Genomic DNA, 21,580 nt, shown 5'->3' on the forward strand with positions numbered 1-21,580 from the left:
CGCAACTACGCTAAAGGATCAAGAGTAAACGAGCGTTTTATTTCATTTTTCGCTTATACATTAGTCGTACGATCGTTTTAAATCAGTGTTTTAGTTATTTTCACTCATTCACTAAGCCCAGCTTGACCTGTGGGTCACCCATAGGTTTTACACTTAAAAGCATGATGCAATCCAACGATTCGCTTATTAGATGAGGGAGACGGCCATGAAAGTGAATGAGCTTGCCAAACGTGGCGGCGTCACCGCAGAGACCGTGCGCCATTACGCCCGCGAGCAGCTGCTGGCCCCGCAGCGCCACCCGGATAACGGCTATCAGCTGTTTTCAGATACCGACTTAGAGCGGCTGCGCTTTATTCAGCGGGCGCGCAAGCTAGGTTTTAGCGTCGCTGAAATCCGCGACATACTTTCCCACGCCGACCAGGGCGACTCCCCCTGCCCGCTGGTGCGTGATCTGCTCACCAGCCGCCTACCTCTCATTCGCGCCCGCATTGCTGAACTGGAAGCGCTGGCCGAGCGCATGGAGCATGCCCTCGTGAGCTGGCAAAACATGCCCGACGGCACGCCTGACGGACACAGCGTATGCCGCTTGATTGAAAGCTTTCCAGCGCCAGCGTCTAGCCAGGAGACACCATGAGCAACTCGTTGAGCGTCATCCGCGATGCTACCGGCAATGCCCAGCACACGGTGAAAAAGCAGCGTTTAGCGATCAGCGGCATGTCCTGTGCGGGCTGTGTAAAAAGTGTTCAGAAAGCGCTTGAGCATACCGATGGCGTCGACACCGCCAGCGTGAATTTCGGCACCCACTCTGCGCAGGTAGTTGGCAGCGCGGAAAGCCAAGCATTAATCGCCGCCGTTGAAGCGGCGGGCTATAGCGCGGCACCTATTGTGGACATGGCTGACGCCGAGCGTACTCGCGCAGAGCACGATGCCAAGACCTATCAGCAGCGGCTACGCGGCAGCGCTGCTTCGCTAGCCTTAGCGATTCCTCTCATGCTGAGCATGTTCTTTTTTCACCCTCACCCAGTGGGCATGGGGCGTCTTTATTGGCTAGTCGTTGGCCTGCTCACGCTAGCCGTCATGGCCTTTCCCGGGCGTCACTTCTTCGTCAATGCTTGGAAGAGCGTAAAACATCATCAGGCCAATATGGATACGCTGATTGCCATGGGAACTGGCACCGCCTGGCTTTACTCCATGGCAGTGGTGCTGCTCGCACCGTGGCTACCGGAGGTGGCTCAGGGTATCTATTTTGAAGCCTCTGCGATGGTGATCGGGCTGATTCTGCTCGGCAATGCCCTGGAACTACGCGCGCGCGGTCGTACCAGCAATGCTTTAAAGCGCCTACTCGATCTGCAAAGCCGCACGGCGCGGATTATCCGCGACGGCCAGGAGCAGGAGGTTGCGATTGATGATGTGCGCACAGGCGATCATATTCGGGTACGCCCCGGCGAACGCCTACCGGTAGACGGCCAGGTGACCGAAGGCCAAAGCCATATTGATGAGTCTATGCTTACTGGCGAACCGGTGCCGGTTGCCAAGCACGTTGGTGATGACGTCAGCGCTGGCACGGTGAATGGTCGTGGCGGGCTGGTGTATCAAGCAACGCGAGTAGGCGCCGACACTCGGCTTGGGCAGATTACCGAACAGGTGGCGAGTGCCCAGAACTCGCGCCCACCGATTGGCGAACTCGCCGATCAGGTCTCCAGCGTATTTGTCCCTTCGGTCATGATCATTGCCGTGCTCACGGCGCTGACCTGGTTCAACCTGGGGCCGGCACCGCTGGTCATCCATATGCTGGTCACGGCGACCACCGTGCTAATCATTGCCTGTCCCTGCGCGCTGGGCCTGGCAACGCCCATCTCGACCATGATCGGCGTTGGCAAAGCGGCAGAGTACGGAGTACTGGTGCGCAACGGCGAAGCGCTGCAAACCGCCAGCAAGCTCACCACGCTAGTCGTCGATAAGACCGGCACGCTGACCCAAGGCAAGCCCAGCGTCACTGATGTACAGATGTTTGACACCGAGCAATCCACCGCACTGGGATGGGTGTTCGCACTGGAGCAAGGCTCCGAACATCCGCTGGCAACGGCGCTGATGTATTACGCCGAAGAACATAACGCTCCAACCGCTGAGATTGAGCATTTCGATAGTGTGACCGGGGGTGGCGTGAAGGCGCAAACTGCCGATGGCAAATCACTATTACTGGGCAATGCTCGCCTACTGACGGAAGCGGGGGTGGATCTCCATGCGGGTGAGGGCCAAGCCCGCACTCTGGAAGCGCAGGCCCGCACGCTGGTGTACTTAGCGATAGATGGCAAACTGGCCGCCCTGTTTGGTATTAGCGACCCTCTGCGTCGCGACACCGTGGCCGCCATCAAACGTCTACAAAAAGACGGCTTGACCATTGTGATGCTCACTGGTGATAACGAGCACACCGCCAAGGCAGTTGCTCAGGAAGTGGGTATTGACGAGTATCGTGCGGGTCTATTGCCTGAAGAAAAGCATGCCGAGATTGAGCGGCGGCAAAAGGCGGGAGAAATCGTTGGCATGGTGGGCGATGGCATTAATGATGCGCCCGCCTTGGCCCGGGCAAATGTAGGCTTTGCCATTGGTCAAGGCACCGACGTAGCGATTGAGAGTGCGGGCATAACGCTAATACGCGGCTCGCTACACGGAGTGGCGTCCGCCATTGAGATAAGCCGGGCAACGCTGCGTAATATCAAACAAAACCTGGTGGGCGCGTTTGGCTATAACCTGCTGTGTATTCCCATCGCCGCCGGCGTGCTCTACCCGCTCACCGGCACTTTGCTCTCGCCAATGATCGCCGGAGCAGCGATGTCGCTCTCTTCCATCACCGTGGTGAGTAACGCCAACCGTTTACGGCTATGGAAATCAGACAACCCGGAGATTGCCTCATGAGTATATTGGTTAACCTCGCAGGGCTGGGTGCCATCGCGCTGATTGTGTGGTGGTTCTGGCTCAACTGACGCCGATATAGCGCCCTGGCTTATGATTCAAGGCGATAATCAGATTGAGCGTCAGCGCCCCCAGCACCGAGTAGCCCACGCGATCTAACGGTAGCTGTGTCAATGCAATCAGTAAAATGACGCCATCGATTGCCAGTTGAACATAGCCTGCGCGCAGGCCGTGTTTATCCTGTAGATAAAGCGCCAAAATATTAATACCACCAAGACTGGTGCGGTGGCGAAATAGCATCAGCATGCCAATGCCCATTAACGCACCACCCATTAACGCAGCATAGAGCGAAGGCACGTTAGCAAACTGCACCCAGCCTTGGGTGAGTTCCGAAAACAGCGAGACCAAACCAATCGCAGCAAAGGTACGCAGCGTGAAACTCCAGCCCATACGCTTAACGGCCAAATAATAAAACGGCAGGTTAATGGCAAAAAAGTACACCCCAAAGCCCCAGCCGGTGACGCTACTGGTCATATAGCTCAGCAACAGCGCCAGACCCGCGGTGCTGCCCGTGAGAAGCACCGCATGGGTGTAGAAGGTGACGCCCAGCGCAACAAAAAACGTGCCCAGCAGCATCGCCATGAGATCTTCATAAGGACGATGCTGGTCTTTGGGTAAATCTTCCACGCGCATAAGGGGCGACCTTACTTGGAGGTTGTTGGGGGTTTACGAGTTTGTGGGACGGTTTAAATAGCGCTGGCGTGTTCGACCATCAATTGAAGTGATTCGCGGCCGCGCCAGCGGTTACGATTAAGCTTATAGGCGCAGTGCAGCGTATCCCCCACGCTGAAACCAGGCAGCTCACCGGGCGTTAAAGCACGAAACCAGATGGCTTTGCAGGTTACCGGACCGGTGGAAAGCTCCAGCATCAGATGCGAGCCCTCGGTACCGACCGGGCGCAATGCCTCTACGATAAAGCGCCCTTCAAACAGCGGTGGATCAAATTCACGTCCGTAGGGGCCGAGCATTTCAATCTCTTTTAGCGTTGTCAGCGAAAGCTGTGCGGTGGAAAGCTCACCGTCGGTCCATAAGCGCGGGTAAAGCGTTCGCCCTCCCAACTGCTCGTTGACTGCCTGCAAGAAAGCCGCCTTAAAAGCATCAAGCTGGCTCCGAGGCACGCCAACGCCCGCTGCGCCACTATGACCACCAAAGCGCGGCAGCGCCTCGGGAGCAAGCTCATAAGTACGCTGCAGGGCATCGCGCAGATGCAGCCCATCGATTGAGCGACCAGAGCCGGTGAGCATGCCGGGGGTCGCGGCCTTGGTAAGCACCAATGCCGGGCGCCCGTAGGCCTGCACTAATCGCGAGGCAACGATGCCCTGCACACCAGGGTGACCATCTTCCAGCAGCACTATGACGGCAGGCTCGTCAGCGGACAGTGCACTCACCGCGAGGGTGCGCGCTTCGGCAGCCATATCCGCCTCAATGGCCTTGCGCGACTGGTTATCCTGATCCAACACGTCGAGCTGACGATTGGCAACGGCATCACTTTCAGCAAGCATAAAATGCAGCGCCGCGTAGGGATCATCAAGCCGCGAACGCGCGTTGATACGCGGCCCCATCTGAAACGCCAGTGTCTCGGCATTAAACGGCACGCTGTCAGCGCCTAAGCGCGTGGCCATAGCGCGCCAGCAGGCCGCATCCATACGATTAATCAGTGTTAAGCCCTGGCTGACCACTGCGCGGTTAGCGGGGCTGCCGCCCAGCGAGACGCAGTCAGCTACCGTGCCTAGCGCCACGTAGGAAAGCCAGGGCGAAAGCTTGGGCGTCGATTCTGGCAGCGCGCCCCACTCGATCAATACGCCGCGTGCAAGCGACATCAGCAGCCATGCCACCATACACCCGGCAATCGTTTTGTCGGGATAGTCACAGTCATTGCGGGTCGGATTTACACAGGCATAGGCCGACGAGGGCGGGCCTTCCACCGGCAGCGCGTGGTGGTCGCTGACCACTACGTCGATACCCGCTGCTTTGAGGCGTGCAATACGCGGCTCATCGGAGCTACCGCAGTCGGCAGTGATCACCAGCGTTGGAAAAGGCTTAAGTGCGAGCGTGCGTTCCACCAGCGGCAGACTAATGCCGTAGCCGTCGTTAATACGATGGCCAATCAAACTGTGCAATTTGCCTTCCGGCACGCCGAATAGCTCCACTAGCGTGCGCCGAATCACCACGTGCGACGTGATTCCGTCGACGTCGTAATCGGTAAGAATGCCAATGGCCTCGCCTTCGGCGACCGCCTGGGCGATGCGTTCGGCGGCGCGGCGGCCGTCGACAAGCTTCTCAGGGTGAGCCAAATACCGCAGGCTGGGTGCGATTAACGGCGCAAGCTCACCGCTATAGCCCGGCAAGCGTGAGGCTAGCAAGCGCGCCTGCAGCTCACTTAGGCCCTCTGCTTGCGCGCGCGCGTAGAGTTCCTCGTCCAGTGGACGAGGCTCCAAGCGCGGCCTGGTTGTACTAGGGGGCAGCGCGTCGTTAGGCAACTCATTCACGGCGTTCATTAACGGTTCAACGACGATGTTCAGCGACATACTGCTGCACGGCGGCAAGCTCGGCGGGCAGCACGGTGTAACGCTCTTCGCGCTCAAGCAGATCGTCCATGTGCGGCGGCAACGGCACGCCGAGGAAGCCCGCTTTCACCACGGCTTCAGCAAATTTGGCCGGGTGCGCAGTCGCCAGCGTAATCATCGGCGTTGATTGGTCCGCACGGGCACGCTCAGCGGCCCAATAGCCGGTAGCGGTATGCGGATCAAGCATTTCGCCCGTACGTTTATGGGCGTCACGGATCGCTTCCAGAATGGTTGTATCGTCCACGCTGTAGCTTGCAAACTTCTCGCGCAGCTTGGCCAGCGGCGCATCCGCTAAGGCGGTAGGCTCCTGCTGAAAACGTTCAAGCAGCGCCGCCACGGCCAGGCCGTCGCGGTCATAGGCGTCAAACAGCAGGCGTTCAAAGTTAGACGACACCACGATGTCCATGGAAGGCGCTAGCGTCGCCGCCAGCTCTTTTTTGGAGAAGTCGTTGGCCGCTAAGGTGCGATGCAGAATATCGTTGGCATTGGTGGCAATGATGAACTGCTTCACCGGCAGCCCCATTTTGTAGGCCATGTAGCCTGCAAATACGTTGCCAAAGTTAGCCGACGGTACGCAGAAACTCACCTCACGATGCGGCGCGCCTAGCGCAACGCCCGACGCAATGTAGTAAACGATCTGCGCCATAATGCGCGCCCAGTTGATCGAGTTCACCGCGACCAGGCGAGTCCCGTTCAAGAAGGTTTGATCGGCGAAGCTCGCTTTCACCATCGCCTGGGCGTCATCGAAATTGCCCTCAATGGCAATATTGAAGACGTTGTTGGCCAGCACCGAGGTCATTTGACGACGCTGCACTTCCGACACGCGGTTGTGCGGGTGCAGGATAAAGATATCCAGGTTGTCGCAGTGGCGGCAGCCTTCAATCGCCGCCGACCCAGTATCGCCAGATGTGGCTCCCATGATCACCGCGCGCTCGCCGCGCTTTTTCAGGAAGTGATCCAGCAGGCGACCTAGCAGCTGCAGCGCTACGTCTTTAAACGCCAGAGTGGGGCCATGAAACTGTTCAAGCAAAAAGTGATTGGCATCGAGCTGCTTGAGCGGCACTACCGCATCGTGATTAAACGTTGCGTAGGCTTCGGTAACGATACGCTTGAACGTCGCATCATCGATTTCGCCATTCACAAACGGCTTCATCACCCGAAAGGCGATCTCGGCATAGGAGAGCCCGGCCATATCGGCGAGCTCTTCGCGGGAAAACTCAGGCAGCGTTTCTGGTACGTACAGCCCACCATCACTGGCCATACCGGTGAGCACTACTTCTTCAAAAGACAGTGCGGGCGCCTGCCCACGCGTGCTGATATAGCGCATCTTGGCTTACTCCCCTTCGTCCAGGCTTTCCACACGAATACGCGTCAGCGGCCCAGCGATATCAGCCATTGCTTCGATTTCACGAATGGCTTCGTTCATCTGTTTCTCTTTGGTGCGATGCGTCAGCAGAATAATCGGCACCAGCTCGCCTTCGGTGGCTTCTTTTTGAATCAGCGCCTCGATCGAGATGCCCTGCTCAGCAAGAATGGTTGCCACGCGTGCCAACACGCCTGGGCGGTCGACGGCCAGCAGGCGCAGGTAGTACGCCGTGGTGATATCTTCCATCGGCATGATGGGCAGTTGGCTGACATCGTCATCGATACCGCTGAACGCCAGATAAGGCACGCGATAGCGGTGATCCGTGGCGATATCCCGGGCCACGTCAAGTAAGTCGGCAACCACTGCCGACGCTGTTGGCTCAGCGCCAGCACCCGCGCCGTAGTAAAGCGTTGGGCCAACCGCATCGCCCATGACCGCAATGGCATTTTTAACGCCATGCACATTGGCCAGCAGGCGCTCTTTGGGGATCAGCGTGGGATGAACACGCAGTTCAAGCCCTTGGTCGGTGCGTTTGGAGATACCCAAGTGCTTGATGACATAGCCTAGATTATCGGCCTGCTCAATATCTTCAGAGGTGATTCGCGAAATGCCTTCGGTGAAAGCGCGCTCAAACTGCAGCGGCACGCCATAGGCGATAGAGGCCAAAATAGTCAGCTTATGCGCGGCGTCGATGCCTTCCACATCAAAAGTGGGGTCGGATTCGGCGTAGCCTAACGCTTGTGCTTCAGCGAGCACGTCTTCAAAGGCACGGCCTTCGTCGCGCATATGGGTAAGAATGTAGTTGCCGGTGCCGTTGATAATGCCGGCCACCCATTCGATGCGGTTGGCACCTAAGCCTTCGCGCAGCGATTTAATCACGGGAATGCCGCCGGCAACGGCGGCTTCAAATGCCACAATCACGCCCTTTTCATGGGCGGCTTTGAAAATTTCATTACCGTGCACGGCAATCAACGCTTTATTGGCCGTGACCACGTGCTTGCCATTAGCAATGGCGGTCAGCACGAGTTCGCGAGCCATATCGTAGCCGCCAATCAGCTCAACCAGGACATCCACATTGGGGTTAGTGGCAACTTCAAACACGTCAGAGGTGGCATTGATGCCGGTAATATCGCAGTCAGGGTGAATACTGCGGTGAGCGACCTGTTCAATCACAATAGGACGGCCAGCACGACGCGCAATATCGTCGGCATTGCGGGTCAATACGTTAAAGGTGCCGCCACCGACAGTGCCTAAACCACAAATACCTACTCTTACCGGTTTCAAAATACTTCCCCTTTCACAGTTCGCACCCGTCAGTGTCGGGTCTTAAATTTGGAGTCTCAGCAGTCTTTGCTGTCGGTGACGTTATTCGTCGTCTAAGCCTAACATGGCGGTGAGCCGCTCGGGGGGCACAAATCCAGGCACTAGCTGCCCATCAGGTAAAATAATGGCGGGCGTACCCTGCACACCCAATGCTTTGCCCAAATCATACTGCCCGGCGACGGGATTGTCGCAGCTTGCCGAGCTAGCAATACTCTGACCTTCTTTGGCCTGGGTCATCGCTTCGCTGCGGTTATCCGAACACCACACCTGCTGCAGAGTGGTGGCAGCGGCGCTATTCATACCGGCGCGAGGAAAGGCCATGTAGTGAACGGCGATACCGCGCTCATTGAGCTCGGGAATAGTGTCGTGCAAACGCGCGCAGTAAGGGCAGGTCGGGTCAGTAAACACCACGATGGTCGCCTTAGGCTCTGCGGCACCGCGGAATACGACTCGCTCGCTTTCCGGCACGGCCGCTAACGCATCGGCGCGCTCTTGGTTTTGCGCCTGTTCCGTTAAGTTAATCAGTCCGCTGGGCGCATTTTCATACAGGTCGCCAAGCAAAAAGTAGCTACCGTCAGCGTTCGAGTAGAAGGACTCGCCACTTTCCAGCCGCACATGATAGATACCATCCATGGGCGTTTCAGTAACCGCTTCGACAGGCATCGATTGACCATTAACGCTCAGTGAGCCAGCTAAACGGTCTGCCACGTCATCGGCTTGAGCAGCCACAGGCAATAGGCTACCCGCTATCAGCAGCGTCATCATTGAGAAAGGAGACAGTAAAGGCAGTGCTAAAAAATGGCGTTGACGCATCATCAATTCAACCTCGTGGGTGGTGTTCTGCATGTAGGCTTTCCAAGCGTGCTTGGGCTACATGGGTATAAATTTGGGTCGTCGACAAGTCGCTATGACCCAGCAACAGCTGTACGACTCTCAAATTGGCCCCATGATTCAATAAATGGGTCGCAAATGCGTGACGTAGCGTATGCGGTGACAGCGGCCGGGTAATCCCAGCCGTTATCGCATGAACTTTAATACGGTGCCAAAACGTTTGCCGTGTCATGGCTTTGTCGGCGCGCCCAGGAAACAGCGCCGGACGCGTTGGGTCGCTCATTAAAGCAAGCCGCGCGGTCTGCATGTAGTGAGCTATCCAATCGGCGGCCTCTTCGCCCATGGGCACTAGGCGATCTTTATCGCCCTTACCGCGTACTCGCACCACCCCTTGGCGAAGATTGACCGCGTCACCGGTGAGTCCTACCAGCTCAGAAACTCGCAGGCCACAGGCGTAAAGCAGCTCAAGCATGGCGCGGTCGCGTACTCCTAGCGGCGTATCCGTATCGGGCGCCATCAGCAGCCGCTCTACCTCGTCCTCATCCAGCGTGTTGGGCAATCCGGGGATCACACGCGGCAGCTTGATATCCGTTAGAGGATCGCTCGCCACCTGATTATTCAGACGGCCCCAGCGGTAAAAACTACGCAAGGTCGATAGTAGCCGGGCGGTGCTACGTAACTGGTATCCTTGCTCACGGCGGCTGGAAAGCCATTCTCTGAGCCGCTCAGGCGGCGGTGCCAACAGCGCCTCACCGTGCGTGTCCAGATGATTTTGCCACGCGGTTAAATCACGTCGATAGGCCGCTAAAGTATGGTCGCTAGCCCCTTGCTCTAACCACAGGGCATCCAAAAAAGCATCAATAACGCTCATACGTTAGCCATCTCCCGGCGCCTGCTTTAGCGTGACTACGCAAAGCACCTGCTCTATAGACAAAACCCCGCCCCGCAAAGCGGTGACGGGGTTTTGGTATCCAGACGCTACGCATGTCCGAAAACAGCGAGCACCTGTGGAACAGTGGCGATTAAGCCAATTTTTCCTTGATACGTGCTGAACGACCGCTGCGCTCGCGCAGGTAGTACAGTTTGGCTTGACGCACGTCGCCGCGACGTTTGACTTCAAGCGAGTCAACTAACGGGCTGTAGGTCTGGAAAGTACGCTCAACGCCAACACCGTGAGAAATTTTACGCACGGTGAATGCGGAGTTCAGGCCACGGTTACGCTTACCGATGACCACACCTTCAAATGCCTGAAGACGCTCGCGAGTACCTTCTTTTACTTTTACCTGAACGACAATAGTATCGCCGGGGGCAAAGGGAGGAATTTCTTTGCCCATTTGCTCAGATTCGATCGCCTGGATCACTTTGCATTTACTGCTCATCATCATACTCCTGAATAACGTAATGGCTTGACCGCTCAATCATGGGAGGCGGAAGCCGTGATCCCGGCGCTCGAAACAAGCTGCGCGGGAGTCGTTATGGGTGACACAGGTACGCAGGCTTGCTGCCTTGTTCGCCCTGCACCGCCGCCCTGGCCTACTGAGTGGGCAAACGCCTACTGAGTCGACAGCGCGTGTTCCTCGATAAACTCATTCAACAGCTTGCGCTGTTCGGCATCTAACGGCCGCCCTTCTAACATATCCGGACGACGCTGCCATGTCCGGCCTAGCGACTGCTTTAACCGCCAGCGCTTGATGGCTGCATGATTACCGCTTAACAGCACATCGGGCACTTGGCGCCCGTCAATAACCTCTGGACGGGTATAGTGCGGGCAGTCTAACAGACCGTCATTAAACGAGTCTTCGACAGCGGAATCCTGATGGCCCAGCACGCCGGGAATCAGCCTTGCCGCCGCATCAATCAGCACCATCGCTGGCAGCTCACCGCCGCTCAGCACATAGTCACCAATTGACCATTCTTCATCGATGTCACTTTCTACCACGCGCTCGTCAATGCCTTCATAGCGCCCGGCCACGACCACTAGTGGTCCGGCACAAGCTAGTGCTTGAACGCCCTGCTGATCTAGCTTACGCCCTTGAGGCGACAGGTAGATCACCGTCGGCACTTGGCCGGTGGCTTGCTGTGCCCGCTCACGGGCTGCAAAAATCGCTGCGCGCAGGGTATCGACTTTCATCAACATCCCAGGACCACCGCCATAGGGGCGGTCATCAACGCTGCGGTGGCGGTCAGTGGCATAATCCCGCGGATTCCAAAATTCCAGTGCGATACGCTGTTTATCTACCGCTCTGCCGACCACGCCTTGTTGCGTTAGCGCATCAAACATCTCGGGAAACAACGACACCACACCAATCCACATTGCAGGCGTTGCTAGGTTTTCACCAGTGACCGGCTCACTTGAGTCGGACGGCACATCATTGTTCAGCGTATCCAACTCGCTCAGCTTACTCAGCTCTCTCAAAACTCAGGATCCCAATTGACGACCATGCGGCCCTCGTCGAGACTGATTTTGACAATGACATCGTCTGGTAAAAACGGCAGCAGCCGCTCACGCATGTCGATCGCATCCTGATCACCGCGAACCACCATGACATCGTTGGCGCCGGTTTCAAACAGGTAGCTTACCCGCCCGAGCCGCTCGCCGGCCTGAGTGAAGACCGCCATGCCTTCAAGCTCATGCCAATAGTATTCGTCGTCAGAAAGCTCGGGCAGTGCTTCTTTAGGCATCAGAATGTCCGTTTGGGCCAATGCTTCAGCCGCATCACGGTCATCAACGCCCTGCAGTTGCACCACAACGCCTTTGCCCTGCCGACGCCCCTGAACAATGCTTATGCGCTTAAGCGTTTCGCCTTGGCGCACCCACCATTCCGGGTATTCGAGAATGCTGTCCATCGGGCTAGTATAGGAATACACCTTCAGCCAACCTTTCACCCCATAAGGGCTAGTCAGCTTGCCTAGCACCACATGCGTGTCGTCAGTTTGGCTTAGTTCTTGGCTTAGCTTTTGACTCAGTTCAGAACGCGTCATTGACGACCTCAGCTACCTAGCACTCAACTAATTTCACACAGCAAGTCTCACACAGCAGGCTTATGCCTGTTTGCGTGCTTCTTTAACCAGCTCAGCAACACGACCAGAAAGCTGGGCGCCTTGGCTCTGCCAGTGAATAACGCGGTCTAGGTCAACGCGCAGACGCTCTTCCTGACCACGGGCTACCGGGTTAAAGAAGCCGATACGCTCGATGAAACGACCGTCGCGAGCGTTACGAGAATCAGTAACGGTCAGGTGGTAAAAGGGACGCTTCTTGGCGCCACCACGGGCCAAACGAATGGTAACCATACGATAACTATCCTTCGGTTGAGGTTACGAGAGTGTATTTCTAGCGCTTAGCGCCGTCGGAACACTCGTCGTGCTACATGCTATATAAAGGCCTTCATTGATGGGCGCTGCTGCCGCGCTTTACGCGCTTTTAGGCAACACCCACGCATGAAGAGGCCGCATTCTACGCAAATGCGCTCTGCTTGGAAAGCCTGACAGCCAGAAAACTCAAAGGCCGTCAACCTTACCCAGCGAGCAGATGCCTACTTTAGCGTCGCGGCAATCCACCGGGGCCGCCCATACCGCCCATGCCGCCGGGGCCGCCCATTCCACCTGGGCCACCCGAGCCACCGCCGCCCATCATGCCTGACATGCCGCGCATCATTTTCTGCATGCCGCCCTTCTGGCCGGCTTTTTTCATCATTTTCTGCATCTGCTTATGCTGCTTGAGCAGACGATTAAGGTCCGGCACTTGCAGGCCTGCACCGGCGGCAATACGGCGCTTGCGCGAACCGTTGATCAGGTCGGGCTTACGGCGCTCTTTAGGCGTCATGGAGTTAATCAGCGCTTCAAGCTTGCCCATCTCTTTCTCAGGGCCTGGGCCTTGGGCCATCTCGGCCATTTGCCCCATACCAGGCAGCTTACCTAACAGGCCACCCATACCGCCCATTTTTTTAAGCTGCTGGAGCTGGTCGCGAAAATCTTCCAGATCAAAGCCATCGCCCTTCTTAACTTTTTTGGCAAGCTGGGCGGCTTTGGATTTATCGACGGTGCGCTCAGCTTCCTCGATCAGCGACAGCATGTCGCCCATACCGAGGATGCGCGAGGCCACGCGGTCGGGATGGAACGGTTCCAGGGCATCGACTTTCTCACCGACACCCATAAACTTGATCGGCTTGCCGGTAATGTGGCGCACTGACAGCGCCGCGCCACCACGAGCATCACCGTCGGCCTTGGTCAGGATCACCCCGGTCAGCGGCAGCGCTTCGCTGAATGCCTTAGCCGTATTGGCGGCATCCTGACCGGTCATGGCATCGACCACAAACAGCGTTTCCTGAGGCGAGACTGCTTTATGCAGCGCCTGGATTTCCGCCATCATCGCTTCATCAATCGCCAGGCGGCCGGCGGTATCGATCAACACTACGTCGTGAAACTGGATCTTAGCGTGCTTGATCGCCGCTTCGGCAATCGCGACCGGCTGCTGATCAGAGCGAGACGGGAAGAAGTCTACCTCGACCTCTTTCGCCAACGTTTCCAGCTGGTCGATAGCCGCCGGACGATAGACGTCGGCAGACACTACCAGCACTTTTTTCTTCTCGCGCTCACGCAGATAGCGAGCCAGCTTGGCCACAGAGGTGGTTTTACCCGCACCCTGTAGACCCGCCATTAATACAACCGCGGGGGAGCCTTTAAGCACGAAGCCATCGTTAGCTTCGCCCATGATCGCTTCCAGCTCTTGCTGAACGATCTTGACGAACTGCTGACCGGGCGACAGGCTTTTGGATACTTCCTGCCCAACGGCCCGCTCGCGCACGCGTTCAATAAACTCCTTGATGACCGGCAACGCTACGTCGGCCTCAAGCAGTGCTCGGCGCACTTCGCGTAAGGTGTCTTTAATATTGTCGTCGGTCAGGCGAGCCTGGCCTTTGATCGACTTTAGCGTCTGGGAAAGACGCTCACTAAGATTCTGGAACATGGGGCCTCTCTGCCTCCGTCACTGCCGTCGGCGCGCACGCCCTGGACTGATGTGCCGCGATTATACGCGTTCACGCCCTGAGTCTCCATGGGGCGCATTGACGATCATGAGAGCCAGCACGCTATTTTCGTATACGCGTGCACGGCTGTGCGATATGGCTTGGATTCGTTATAGTAGCGGAGTAGGTTTTGGCCGCAACCGCTCTTAACGTCGTTTACTTATTTAAAGCAACGCGCTGCAAGGCGCACGGATAGCATCAATGCAGGCGCTCCCTTTCGCCACGATGGCCTTTATTCTCTATGTCGCCGCTGCCATTTGGCAGGGCATGACATTGTTCCGGCGCGTGCCGCCGCGCCAAGGTATGGTGCGCCTAATCGCCGTGCTGGGCCTGTTGCTGCACATCCCCGTGGCGATCAAACTGGTAGGACAATCCCCAGGGCTTTTGCCAGGCTTTTCCACTAGCGCCACGCTACTGATGGCCGTAGCGGTTAATGTGCTGCTCGTGGCTAGCCTGTTCAAACCGGTTTTAAACGCTGGCATTGCACTATTCCCGCTGGCAGGCATTGCGCTCTTGGCAGCCACTTGGCTACCGAATCAAGGGGGTCATACCGGCCTAACGCCCGGCATTTTGCTGCATGCGGTAAGCTCGGCGCTTGCGTTTGCCGTACTGGCGATTGCCGCGGCCCAGGCAGTGCTGGTGGGCCTGCAGAACCAAGCGCTTCGCCACCATCATATACGTGGCATTGTGCAATCGTTACCGCCGCTCACGACCATGGAGCGGGTGCTCTTCGAACTTGTGTGGGCCGGCATTATCTTGCTGACGCTCTCCATCGCTAGCGGGCTCATTTTCCTCGACAATCTCTTTGCCCAGCACTTAGCGCATAAAACAGTGCTGTCGCTCCTGGCCTGGATAATCTTCACCACGCTGTTGATAGGCCGTTATCGCTTTGGCTGGCGCGGCATGCGCGCCGTGCGCTGGACGCTAGGCGGCTGCGGCTTGCTCGTGCTGGCTTACTTTGGCAGCAAATTTGTACTTGAGATTATACTCAATCGATAGCTACTCAACCGATAACGGCTTAATTGCTGACGAGGCGCAACCACGCCTTTAGTTGTCTTGACACACTACTCGCTACCTTCTAAAAACGAGCCTAATACGCCACAAAGGACCTTTCGACTTGAGCGACGACTTCCCCCTGGGGTTACTGTTCGGCCTGCTAGCCTTACTGATAGTGCTTTCTGCTTTTTTTTCCAGCTCTGAAACCGGCATGATGTCGATCAACCGCTACCGCTTGAGCCATCAGGCTAACAGCGGTGATCGCAGAGCAAAACGGGTTATGCGCCTGCTCACCCGCCCAGACCGCCTGATTGGCGTCATTCTGATCGGCAACAACTTCGTTAATAACTTAGCCGCATCGATTGCCACGATTATCGCTATTCACTTTTTTGGCGACGTATCAGGGCCTGCCATTTCTACCGCCCTGCTGACCATTACCATTTTGATTTTTGCTGAAGTTACGCCCAAAACCTACGCCGCGATTAAGCCAGAACGCATTGCTTACCCCACGTCTTATGCGCTTGAGCCGCTGCTAAAGCTGCTTTATCCGCTGGTATGGCTGGTCAACGTGATGTCGAATGGCTTACTCAGACTCATTGGCGTTAAAAGCGTTGATAGCGGTGGCGACAGCCTGACGCGCGACGAGCTGCGCACCGTCGTTCATGAAGCCGGCACGCTGATCCCTTACCGCCACCGCGCGATGCTGCTCTCCATTCTCGATCTGGAGAACGTCACGGTGAACGATATTATGGTGCCGCGCCATGAGGTACTGGGTATCGATCTGGATGATTCTTTAGAAGATATTTTGACTCAGATTCGCACCAGCCAGCACACGCGACTGCCGGTATATAAAGGCGATATCAATAACATCATTGGCATGCTGCACCTTCGCAATGCGGCACGCTTTCTCTCTCGCGACGAAGTCACCAAAGCCTCGATTGTTCAGGAAGCCCGCGAACCCTACTTTATTCCTGAATCGACGCCGCTACATACCCAGCTACTCAATTTTCAAAAGCAGAAGCGGCGCATCGGCATCGTCGTCGATGAGTATGGCGACGTGGACGGCCTCGTCACGCTGGAAGATATTTTGGAAGAGATCGTGGGCGAGTTCACCACTGACGTGTCCGAAGATGAAGAGATTCATCAGCAGGATGACGGCAGCCATGTGATTGAAGGCACCGCCAATATCCGGGAGATTAACAAAATGCTCGGCTGGCAGCTGCCTACCGATGGGCCCAAAACGCTGAACGGGCTAATTCTTGAGCATCTTGAGGCGTTTCCAGAAGGCCCTGCATGCCTACAGATCGGCAATATGCGTATGGAGATATTAGAGATTCGCGACAACCTCATCACCTCAGCACGCTGCTGGCAGAAAGCTCGCCTGCCACGCCGCTAGGCTAAGGCTCGCCAGCAGAGCATCCTTCAGCGGCGATTGGCGAGGTCCTGATCGGCCGCAGCCTTTAGCGCCCTCACTCGCGCTTCAAGAAACCGCCTTAGCGCCATGTCGTCAGCATCCAGACGGTTTAGCGCTGGCCCAAAGTGCAAACTGACCGGGGCGCGGAAACGCCGGGGGCATTTCTTAAGCGCTTTGCCGCCATGATGAGAGGTCCACGACCCCCACAGACCTGCCAACCCGGCGGGAATGACCGGTACGTCGTCGCGCGCCAGAATCGTCTCTAAACCGCGCCGGAAGGCGTGAATTTCGCCATCGGGGGTTAATCGCCCCTCGGGAAACACCATGACAATTTGACCTTGGCGCAGCGCCTCGCTGACATCATCCAACGCACGCCTTATAGCACCCGGGCTGCGCCGTTCGGACTCAATAGGGATAGCCCCCACCAGCTGAAACCACCATTTAAACCACGGGGAATCAAAAATCGGCTGATCCATCACAAAGCGCAGCGGGCGAGGACTCGCGCCTCCAAGCACCAGCGCATCCATAAAGCTTACGTGGTTACACACCACCAGCGCGGCTCCCTGACGGGGAATATGCTGACGACCGTGCACTTGCAGCCGATAGCAAAGCCGCATTGAAACAAAAATAAGCCAGCGCAACACTTGGCGAGCTGCATTAACCCACCCCGTCACGACGATGCCTCACGGTGACGCAAACCCGCCAGAATGGTGCTCATGAGTTGATCCAACAGTTCATCAACCTTTAACTGCTGACCTTGCCAGTAGCCCAATCGCTCATTCAGGCCCAGTTGAACAAGGCCGTGCACACTGCCCCACAGAGTACGCCCCAAACGACGTGCCTCAAGATCATCCAGTGCAGGCTGATAAGATTTAAGCGACGCCTCCACCTGCGTAAATAGCGCTTCGATCAAATCGCTTTGGCGCTGATCCAGCTCGCCCTCTTGCGCCAGCGGATAATCAAAAAGTAGCTGCCAGCGGTAGCAATCCTGCTCAGCGAACCGCCAGTAGGAATGCGCCAACGCGCGCAGCCATGGCTCCGGGTCGTCATCGGCAAGGCTAGTAATGGTGTGCTGTAAGCGGGCTAGCGACTCAACATTAACGTGCTGCAATAAGTTATTAAAGCTGCCATATAGCTTGAGCAGCGTGCTGGGAGCACAGCCGACGTCTCGCGCCAAGGCACGCAGTGAAAGACCATGGACTGGCTGCTCAGCCAACCACTCATCACAAGCGTTCATCACCTGCGAATGGAGGGCATCGGGCGCATGCTGTCTAGGACGGGCCATGGCGATCTCTTAAGGTCAACAACAAACAAGAAGGAAGCCTCGCTGCACTTTAGTCGGAACAACGGGTGATATAGGATACCTTATATCGAACACTGTTTTCGACACTAAAAAACACCCTTTCGTGCTTTATTGCGCGAAGTCTCCCGCTATACAGGTACACTTCCACGACGATTTTGCTAAAGGAGGTAAGTATGACGGGGCGACTGCATGTGCAAAACTTACCGCTGACCCGTTTATTGCCGACGCTCGACACATCTGAGCCGCTGATTGAATCGCCCAACCTTGCGCCTCGACAGCCCATCTCCGCAATTCGCGCTGAGCAGGGCCAGTATCGGCTATCGTCGCTTTTCTGGGGATTAACGCCCCCCTGGCTCGAGGTGCTAGATCATGCGCCTCACTGCGCGCGAGCCGAAACGCTTGAATCTCGAGCAATGTTTCGCGATGCGTTTAACGCACGCCGCTGCGTCATCCCGGTCAGCGGCTTCTATCTATGGAAAAATCAGCCGCGCAGCAAGCAGCCTTACTTGGTCACCCAGGTATCACGGGCGCCGCTACTGCTAGGCGCGCTATGGTGCCGCTACCACACCACGCTAACGGCGTTTAGTGACTCAGCCGCGCTCATCACCGTGCCCGCCAATGTTCTTTTATCACCGCTGACCGACCGCTTGCCGGTGGTCATCCCAAGCCATGCGCTATCCGCATGGCTTAACCCGGACACCGACTCACAAACGCTTAATTCACTATTAGCGCCGGCGCCTTTGGAACTGTTAGGCGCTTTTCCGGTATCTAAATATGTCAATAATCCCGCCTATCAGTCACCGGCCTGCGCCCATCCCACCGGGTCGATGCTGCGCTGGGCTGTGCCTCAGGAGCTGTAATGTTGCGATCTTCTAGTTTAATGCACTGGCGCGCTCTGCCTCAGCGCGCGCTGCTTGGTTTTTTTGTGAGCCTCGGAATAGCCTCTTGCGCGCTAGCCGATGATAGTGACACCACGGCGACTGGCGCTACTAAAGACGCGATTAAGGACACAATCACTCCGATCATCAGCCCTTATGACAGCCGCGACTATCGCGTTTTGACGCTGGAGAATGGGCTCAATGTGCTTATCGTCAGCGACCCAGAAGCAGACAAAGCGGCCGCATCAATGAATGTTCGCGTGGGCAGCGCTCAAGATCCTGACGATCTTAAGGGATTAGCCCATTTCCTTGAGCACATGCTGTTTTTAGGCACCGAACCCTACCCCGAATCGGACGGCTATCAGCGCTACATTTCGGATAACGCGGGCTCTCATAACGCCTTCACCGCTCAGCAAGACACCAATTACTTCTTTGACATTGAGCCATCGGCGCTACCCGGCGCACTAGACCGCTTTAGCGAATTTTTCCTTTCACCGCTGTTCAATGCAGATCATTTAGCCAGCGAGCGTAATATCGTTCACTCGGAGTATATGGCACGTATTCGCGATGAGTCCCGACGCGAAAACGATGTGCTTAATCAGCTACTTGACCCTGATAATGCGACGACGGGCTTTGCCGTGGGAAGCCGTGAAACGCTCGCCAGCCCGCCCGAAGGTGAAGCAACGCTGCGTGAACGGGTTATTGATTTTTATCACCAGCATTACGACGCCAACGTCATGAATCTTGCCATTGTCGCACCTCAGCCGCTGGACACGCTGGAAGAGTGGGTGGCCGAACGCTTCGCTGACATTCCCGACAACGACTTAAGCGTGCCAACTATTGATGCGCCGCTCGTGGATGCTGACACCCTGCCCCGCTATATTGAGCGCCAGTCGCTGCAAGACCGTCGCCAGCTACGCTTTTACTTTCCCGTCCCGGACCCTACCGATGACTACCGCACTAAACCGTCGCAGTTGATCTCACACCTGCTCGGTGACGAGGGCGATGGCAGCCTACTGGCCGTCTTAAGAGATGCAGGGCTTGCCGACGGGCTTTCCGCCGGCGTTGGCCGCGGTGACGGTAACGATGCGCTGTTCACCGTTTCCATCAGCCTGACGCCAGCAGGCGCGGAGCGCTTGGATGACATTCAGGCCACGCTATTTGCAGCGGCTGAGCAGTTGCGCAACGACGGCCTTAACGCATGGCGCTACGATGAACAGAAAAGCCTTAACGAACAGGGCTTTCGCTTTCAGCAGCACGGCGCCCCTCAGCAGGAGGCCACTCAGCTTTCCATGAGCCTGTCGCGGTATCCCGTAGAGGACGTGCAGTATGCGGCTTATCGCATGGACGGTCTGGACGCAGAGCGTCAGCAGGCTTATCTAGATGCGCTCACGCCGGATAACATGCTGCGCTTTTATTCCGCGACGGATATTGAAAGCGAGACCGTATCGCCGTGGTTCAATACGCAGTGGAAAGAACAGGAACCTGGCACAGCGGGCCAAGCACTAAGCGGCTTAGCCCTACCCGCCCCCAACCCCTTTATTGCCAGCGATTTGACGCTGCTAGACGGCCAAGACGAACAGCCTAGTGCGCTAGTAGAAACCCCCACGTTTAGCGCTTGGCACATGCAGGATGCGCGCTTCAACACGCCCAGCGTTGAATGGCGAGTCAGCTTACAAAATCCCACTACAAGCTACTCAGCGGAAGAAGCCGTTCTCACCCAGCTGCTCGCCGGATGGCTCAACGACAGCCTCAACGAATCGCTTTATCCTGCATGGTTAGCGGGCCAGGCGTTCAGCGCTTACCCACACGCCCGAGGCATGACGCTGTCTTTCTCCGGCTGGCGCGATGGGCAAACGCCGCTCATTGAGCAAGCACTGGACCAATTGGAGAACGCCCACATCAGCGACAGCGCCTTTGAACGCGTGCGCTACCAACTGCAGCGCGAGTTGCACAACGCCCCTCAAGGCGCTCTTTACGGCCAAGCCAGCAGTACTTTGGGCGAAGCCTTGCTAACGCCGCAATGGTCTAACGCGCAGCTCCTCACTGCTAGCCAGCGGTTTGATCGTCGCCATCTGGAAGATTTCCGCGAGCGCTTTCTAAGCGACCTTTATGTCGACGCAATGGCGGTTGGCAATACCGACGCAGCGCTAGCGCGAGAACAGGCACAGCTGATACGTGACCGGCTACAGCCCCGCCTGACCCGCGACGACATTGCCACGCTAACGCCGCTGGCCGTAAGTGATGAGCCTAGCGTATTGCACCCTGACAGCTCACGGGATGAGTCGCTGGTGCTGCGCTATTTACAAGGTCGTGACCAAACGCCTGAAGAGCAGGCAGCAACGATGGTCATCGCCCAGTGGCTGGAAACGCCGTTCTACCAGCAGCTGCGCACCGAGCAGCAGCTTGGCTACATCGTCAACGCCGGCTATTCACCGCTGCTCAATGCGCCAGGCATCGCCATGATGGTGCAATCTCCCGATACCGACAGCGACACTATCGCTGAGCGTATGGAGGCGTTTCTTGAAGAAGCTGGCCAGCGCCTTGCCCAGCTGAGCGACGAAGAACTAGCCCCCCACCGCCAGGCGATCAACACCCAGCTGCGCCAGCGAGATACCAGCCTCTCAGGCATGGCCAACCGCTACTGGCAGGCAACGGCATTGGAAGACGTACGCTTTGATCGACGCAGCCAGTTAGCCGACCTGGTGCTGAACGTTAGCCTTGACGATATAAAGACACTTTGGCCATCGCTGCGGGCACATACTCTGGACGTGCGCTTTAACCCCGGCGATAAACCCAGCAGCAACATCGAAGCCTACAGAGCAGCGCTTTCAGCACTGCCTACGGTTCACAATGAGCAGAGCAATCCTTAACGCTTAGCCATCAAGCGCTAAGGAGGATCTCA

The 21,580-nt window shown here is 56.8% G+C and carries 19 protein-coding genes; 6 read left to right on the forward strand and 13 right to left on the reverse strand.

The features are described from left to right. Positions 1–205 precede the first annotated feature (205 nt). On the forward strand, positions 206–634 hold the full coding sequence (locus ACT3RP_RS04485) for a MerR family transcriptional regulator (protein ID WP_096276047.1): 429 nt from the start codon (positions 206–208) through the stop codon (positions 632–634). Then, the gene (locus ACT3RP_RS04490; protein WP_483393335.1) at positions 631–2,916 is read left to right on the forward strand and encodes a heavy metal translocating P-type ATPase; all 2,286 of its coding nucleotides are present in this window, start codon (positions 631–633) and stop codon (positions 2,914–2,916) included. The genes ACT3RP_RS04485 and ACT3RP_RS04490 overlap by 4 nt, the downstream gene beginning before the upstream one ends. Positions 2,917–2,976: 60 nt before the next feature. On the opposite strand, the gene ACT3RP_RS04495 is transcribed toward ACT3RP_RS04490, so the two are convergent. The 11 genes from ACT3RP_RS04495 to ffh all read right to left on the reverse strand — a co-directional run bounded on the left by ACT3RP_RS04495 (position 2,977) and on the right by ffh (position 14,026). Next, positions 2,977–3,606, reverse strand: coding sequence for a YitT family protein (locus ACT3RP_RS04495; RefSeq protein WP_096276049.1), 630 nt, complete (start codon positions 3,604–3,606; stop codon positions 2,977–2,979). A gap of 53 nt (positions 3,607–3,659) precedes the next feature. Further along, the gene (locus tag ACT3RP_RS04500) at positions 3,660–5,471 is read right to left on the reverse strand and encodes a single-stranded-DNA-specific exonuclease RecJ (protein WP_483393360.1); all 1,812 of its coding nucleotides are present in this window, start codon (positions 5,469–5,471) and stop codon (positions 3,660–3,662) included. A gap of 7 nt (positions 5,472–5,478) precedes the next feature. Next, a complete protein-coding gene (gene thrC / locus ACT3RP_RS04505; protein WP_444624424.1) occupies positions 5,479–6,867 on the reverse strand; it encodes a threonine synthase in 1,389 nt (462 codons plus the stop codon). Positions 6,868–6,873: 6 nt separating this feature from the next. Further along, positions 6,874–8,190, reverse strand: a complete 1,317-nt coding sequence (locus ACT3RP_RS04510) for a homoserine dehydrogenase (protein WP_096276055.1) — start codon at positions 8,188–8,190, stop codon at positions 6,874–6,876. An 81-nt stretch (positions 8,191–8,271) separates the two neighbouring features. After that, positions 8,272–9,075 (reverse strand): DsbC family protein, encoded by an 804-nt coding sequence (locus tag ACT3RP_RS04515; RefSeq protein WP_192536227.1) that lies wholly within the window; start codon positions 9,073–9,075, stop codon positions 8,272–8,274. Next, the gene (gene xerD / locus ACT3RP_RS04520) at positions 9,050–9,931 is read right to left on the reverse strand and encodes a site-specific tyrosine recombinase XerD (RefSeq protein ID WP_096276059.1); all 882 of its coding nucleotides are present in this window, start codon (positions 9,929–9,931) and stop codon (positions 9,050–9,052) included. The genes ACT3RP_RS04515 and xerD overlap by 26 nt, the downstream gene beginning before the upstream one ends. Before the next feature lie 151 nt (positions 9,932–10,082). Continuing rightward, on the reverse strand, positions 10,083–10,439 hold the full coding sequence (rplS, locus tag ACT3RP_RS04525) for a 50S ribosomal protein L19 (RefSeq protein ID WP_096276061.1): 357 nt from the start codon (positions 10,437–10,439) through the stop codon (positions 10,083–10,085). Between the two features lie 173 nt (positions 10,440–10,612). Further along, complete coding sequence (gene trmD, locus ACT3RP_RS04530) at positions 10,613–11,374, reverse strand: tRNA (guanosine(37)-N1)-methyltransferase TrmD (protein WP_441684552.1); 762 nt, start codon at positions 11,372–11,374, stop codon at positions 10,613–10,615. 98 nt (positions 11,375–11,472) lie between these two features. Then, positions 11,473–12,042, reverse strand: a complete 570-nt coding sequence (rimM, locus tag ACT3RP_RS04535) for a ribosome maturation factor RimM (RefSeq protein WP_444624423.1) — start codon at positions 12,040–12,042, stop codon at positions 11,473–11,475. Between the two features lie 60 nt (positions 12,043–12,102). Further along, positions 12,103–12,351: a 30S ribosomal protein S16 gene (gene rpsP, locus ACT3RP_RS04540; RefSeq protein WP_096276065.1), complete on the reverse strand. Its 249-nt coding sequence runs from the start codon at positions 12,349–12,351 to the stop codon at positions 12,103–12,105. 247 nt (positions 12,352–12,598) lie between these two features. Beyond that, positions 12,599–14,026, reverse strand: a complete 1,428-nt coding sequence (ffh, locus tag ACT3RP_RS04545; protein WP_444624422.1) for a signal recognition particle protein — start codon at positions 14,024–14,026, stop codon at positions 12,599–12,601. A 259-nt stretch (positions 14,027–14,285) separates the two neighbouring features. On the opposite strand from ffh, the gene ACT3RP_RS04550 reads away from it, so the two are divergent. Then, positions 14,286–15,083, forward strand: coding sequence for a cytochrome C assembly family protein (locus tag ACT3RP_RS04550; protein ID WP_441684526.1), 798 nt, complete (start codon positions 14,286–14,288; stop codon positions 15,081–15,083). 118 nt (positions 15,084–15,201) lie between these two features. After that, the gene (locus tag ACT3RP_RS04555; protein ID WP_192536226.1) at positions 15,202–16,476 is read left to right on the forward strand and encodes an HlyC/CorC family transporter; all 1,275 of its coding nucleotides are present in this window, start codon (positions 15,202–15,204) and stop codon (positions 16,474–16,476) included. A gap of 26 nt (positions 16,477–16,502) precedes the next feature. On the opposite strand, the gene ACT3RP_RS04560 is transcribed toward ACT3RP_RS04555, so the two are convergent. Both ACT3RP_RS04560 and ACT3RP_RS04565 read right to left on the reverse strand, forming a co-directional pair. Further along, a complete protein-coding gene (locus ACT3RP_RS04560) occupies positions 16,503–17,168 on the reverse strand; it encodes a 1-acyl-sn-glycerol-3-phosphate acyltransferase (RefSeq protein ID WP_096276073.1) in 666 nt (221 codons plus the stop codon). Continuing rightward, complete coding sequence (locus ACT3RP_RS04565; protein WP_483393336.1) at positions 17,165–17,779, reverse strand: TetR/AcrR family transcriptional regulator; 615 nt, start codon at positions 17,777–17,779, stop codon at positions 17,165–17,167. The genes ACT3RP_RS04560 and ACT3RP_RS04565 overlap by 4 nt, the downstream gene beginning before the upstream one ends. A gap of 191 nt (positions 17,780–17,970) precedes the next feature. Here ACT3RP_RS04565 and ACT3RP_RS04570 point away from each other — a divergent pair, with 191 nt between their 5' ends. Together ACT3RP_RS04570 and ACT3RP_RS04575 are read left to right on the forward strand one after the other, a co-directional pair. Next, the gene (locus ACT3RP_RS04570) at positions 17,971–18,657 is read left to right on the forward strand and encodes an SOS response-associated peptidase (RefSeq protein WP_483393337.1); all 687 of its coding nucleotides are present in this window, start codon (positions 17,971–17,973) and stop codon (positions 18,655–18,657) included. Next, positions 18,657–21,548 carry an insulinase family protein gene (locus tag ACT3RP_RS04575; RefSeq protein ID WP_483393338.1) on the forward strand — a complete coding sequence of 964 codons (2,892 nt, stop codon included), beginning with the start codon at positions 18,657–18,659 and terminating at the stop codon, positions 21,546–21,548. The genes ACT3RP_RS04570 and ACT3RP_RS04575 overlap by 1 nt, the downstream gene beginning before the upstream one ends. Positions 21,549–21,580 lie beyond the last annotated feature (32 nt).

The organism is Halomonas sp. AOP5-B2-8 (genome assembly GCF_052376475.1).
Taxonomy (GTDB): domain Bacteria; phylum Pseudomonadota; class Gammaproteobacteria; order Pseudomonadales; family Halomonadaceae; genus Vreelandella; species Vreelandella casei.

Excerpts from the sequence above, each read along its gene's own strand:
- ACT3RP_RS04485 (WP_096276047.1), top strand. The coding sequence starts at position 206 with ATGAAAGTGAATGAGCTTGCCAAACGTGGCGGCGTCACCGCAGAGACC.
- ACT3RP_RS04490 (WP_483393335.1), top strand. The coding sequence starts at position 631 with ATGAGCAACTCGTTGAGCGTCATCCGCGATGCTACCGGCAATGCCCAG.
- ACT3RP_RS04495 (WP_096276049.1), bottom strand. The coding sequence starts at position 3,606 with ATGCGCGTGGAAGATTTACCCAAAGACCAGCATCGTCCTTATGAAGAT.
- ACT3RP_RS04500 (WP_483393360.1), bottom strand. The coding sequence starts at position 5,471 with ATGAACGCCGTGAATGAGTTGCCTAACGACGCGCTGCCCCCTAGTACA.
- thrC (WP_444624424.1), bottom strand. The coding sequence starts at position 6,867 with ATGCGCTATATCAGCACGCGTGGGCAGGCGCCCGCACTGTCTTTTGAA.
- ACT3RP_RS04515 (WP_192536227.1), bottom strand. The coding sequence starts at position 9,075 with ATGCAGAACACCACCCACGAGGTTGAATTGATGATGCGTCAACGCCAT.
- xerD (WP_096276059.1), bottom strand. The coding sequence starts at position 9,931 with ATGAGCGTTATTGATGCTTTTTTGGATGCCCTGTGGTTAGAGCAAGGG.
- rplS (WP_096276061.1), bottom strand. The coding sequence starts at position 10,439 with ATGAGCAGTAAATGCAAAGTGATCCAGGCGATCGAATCTGAGCAAATG.
- trmD (WP_441684552.1), bottom strand. The coding sequence starts at position 11,374 with ATGTGGATTGGTGTGGTGTCGTTGTTTCCCGAGATGTTTGATGCGCTA.
- rimM (WP_444624423.1), bottom strand. The coding sequence starts at position 12,042 with ATGACGCGTTCTGAACTGAGTCAAAAGCTAAGCCAAGAACTAAGCCAA.
- rpsP (WP_096276065.1), bottom strand. The coding sequence starts at position 12,351 with ATGGTTACCATTCGTTTGGCCCGTGGTGGCGCCAAGAAGCGTCCCTTT.
- ffh (WP_444624422.1), bottom strand. The coding sequence starts at position 14,026 with ATGTTCCAGAATCTTAGTGAGCGTCTTTCCCAGACGCTAAAGTCGATC.
- ACT3RP_RS04550 (WP_441684526.1), top strand. The coding sequence starts at position 14,286 with ATGCAGGCGCTCCCTTTCGCCACGATGGCCTTTATTCTCTATGTCGCC.
- ACT3RP_RS04565 (WP_483393336.1), bottom strand. The coding sequence starts at position 17,779 with ATGGCCCGTCCTAGACAGCATGCGCCCGATGCCCTCCATTCGCAGGTG.
- ACT3RP_RS04570 (WP_483393337.1), top strand. The coding sequence starts at position 17,971 with ATGACGGGGCGACTGCATGTGCAAAACTTACCGCTGACCCGTTTATTG.
- ACT3RP_RS04575 (WP_483393338.1), top strand. The coding sequence starts at position 18,657 with ATGTTGCGATCTTCTAGTTTAATGCACTGGCGCGCTCTGCCTCAGCGC.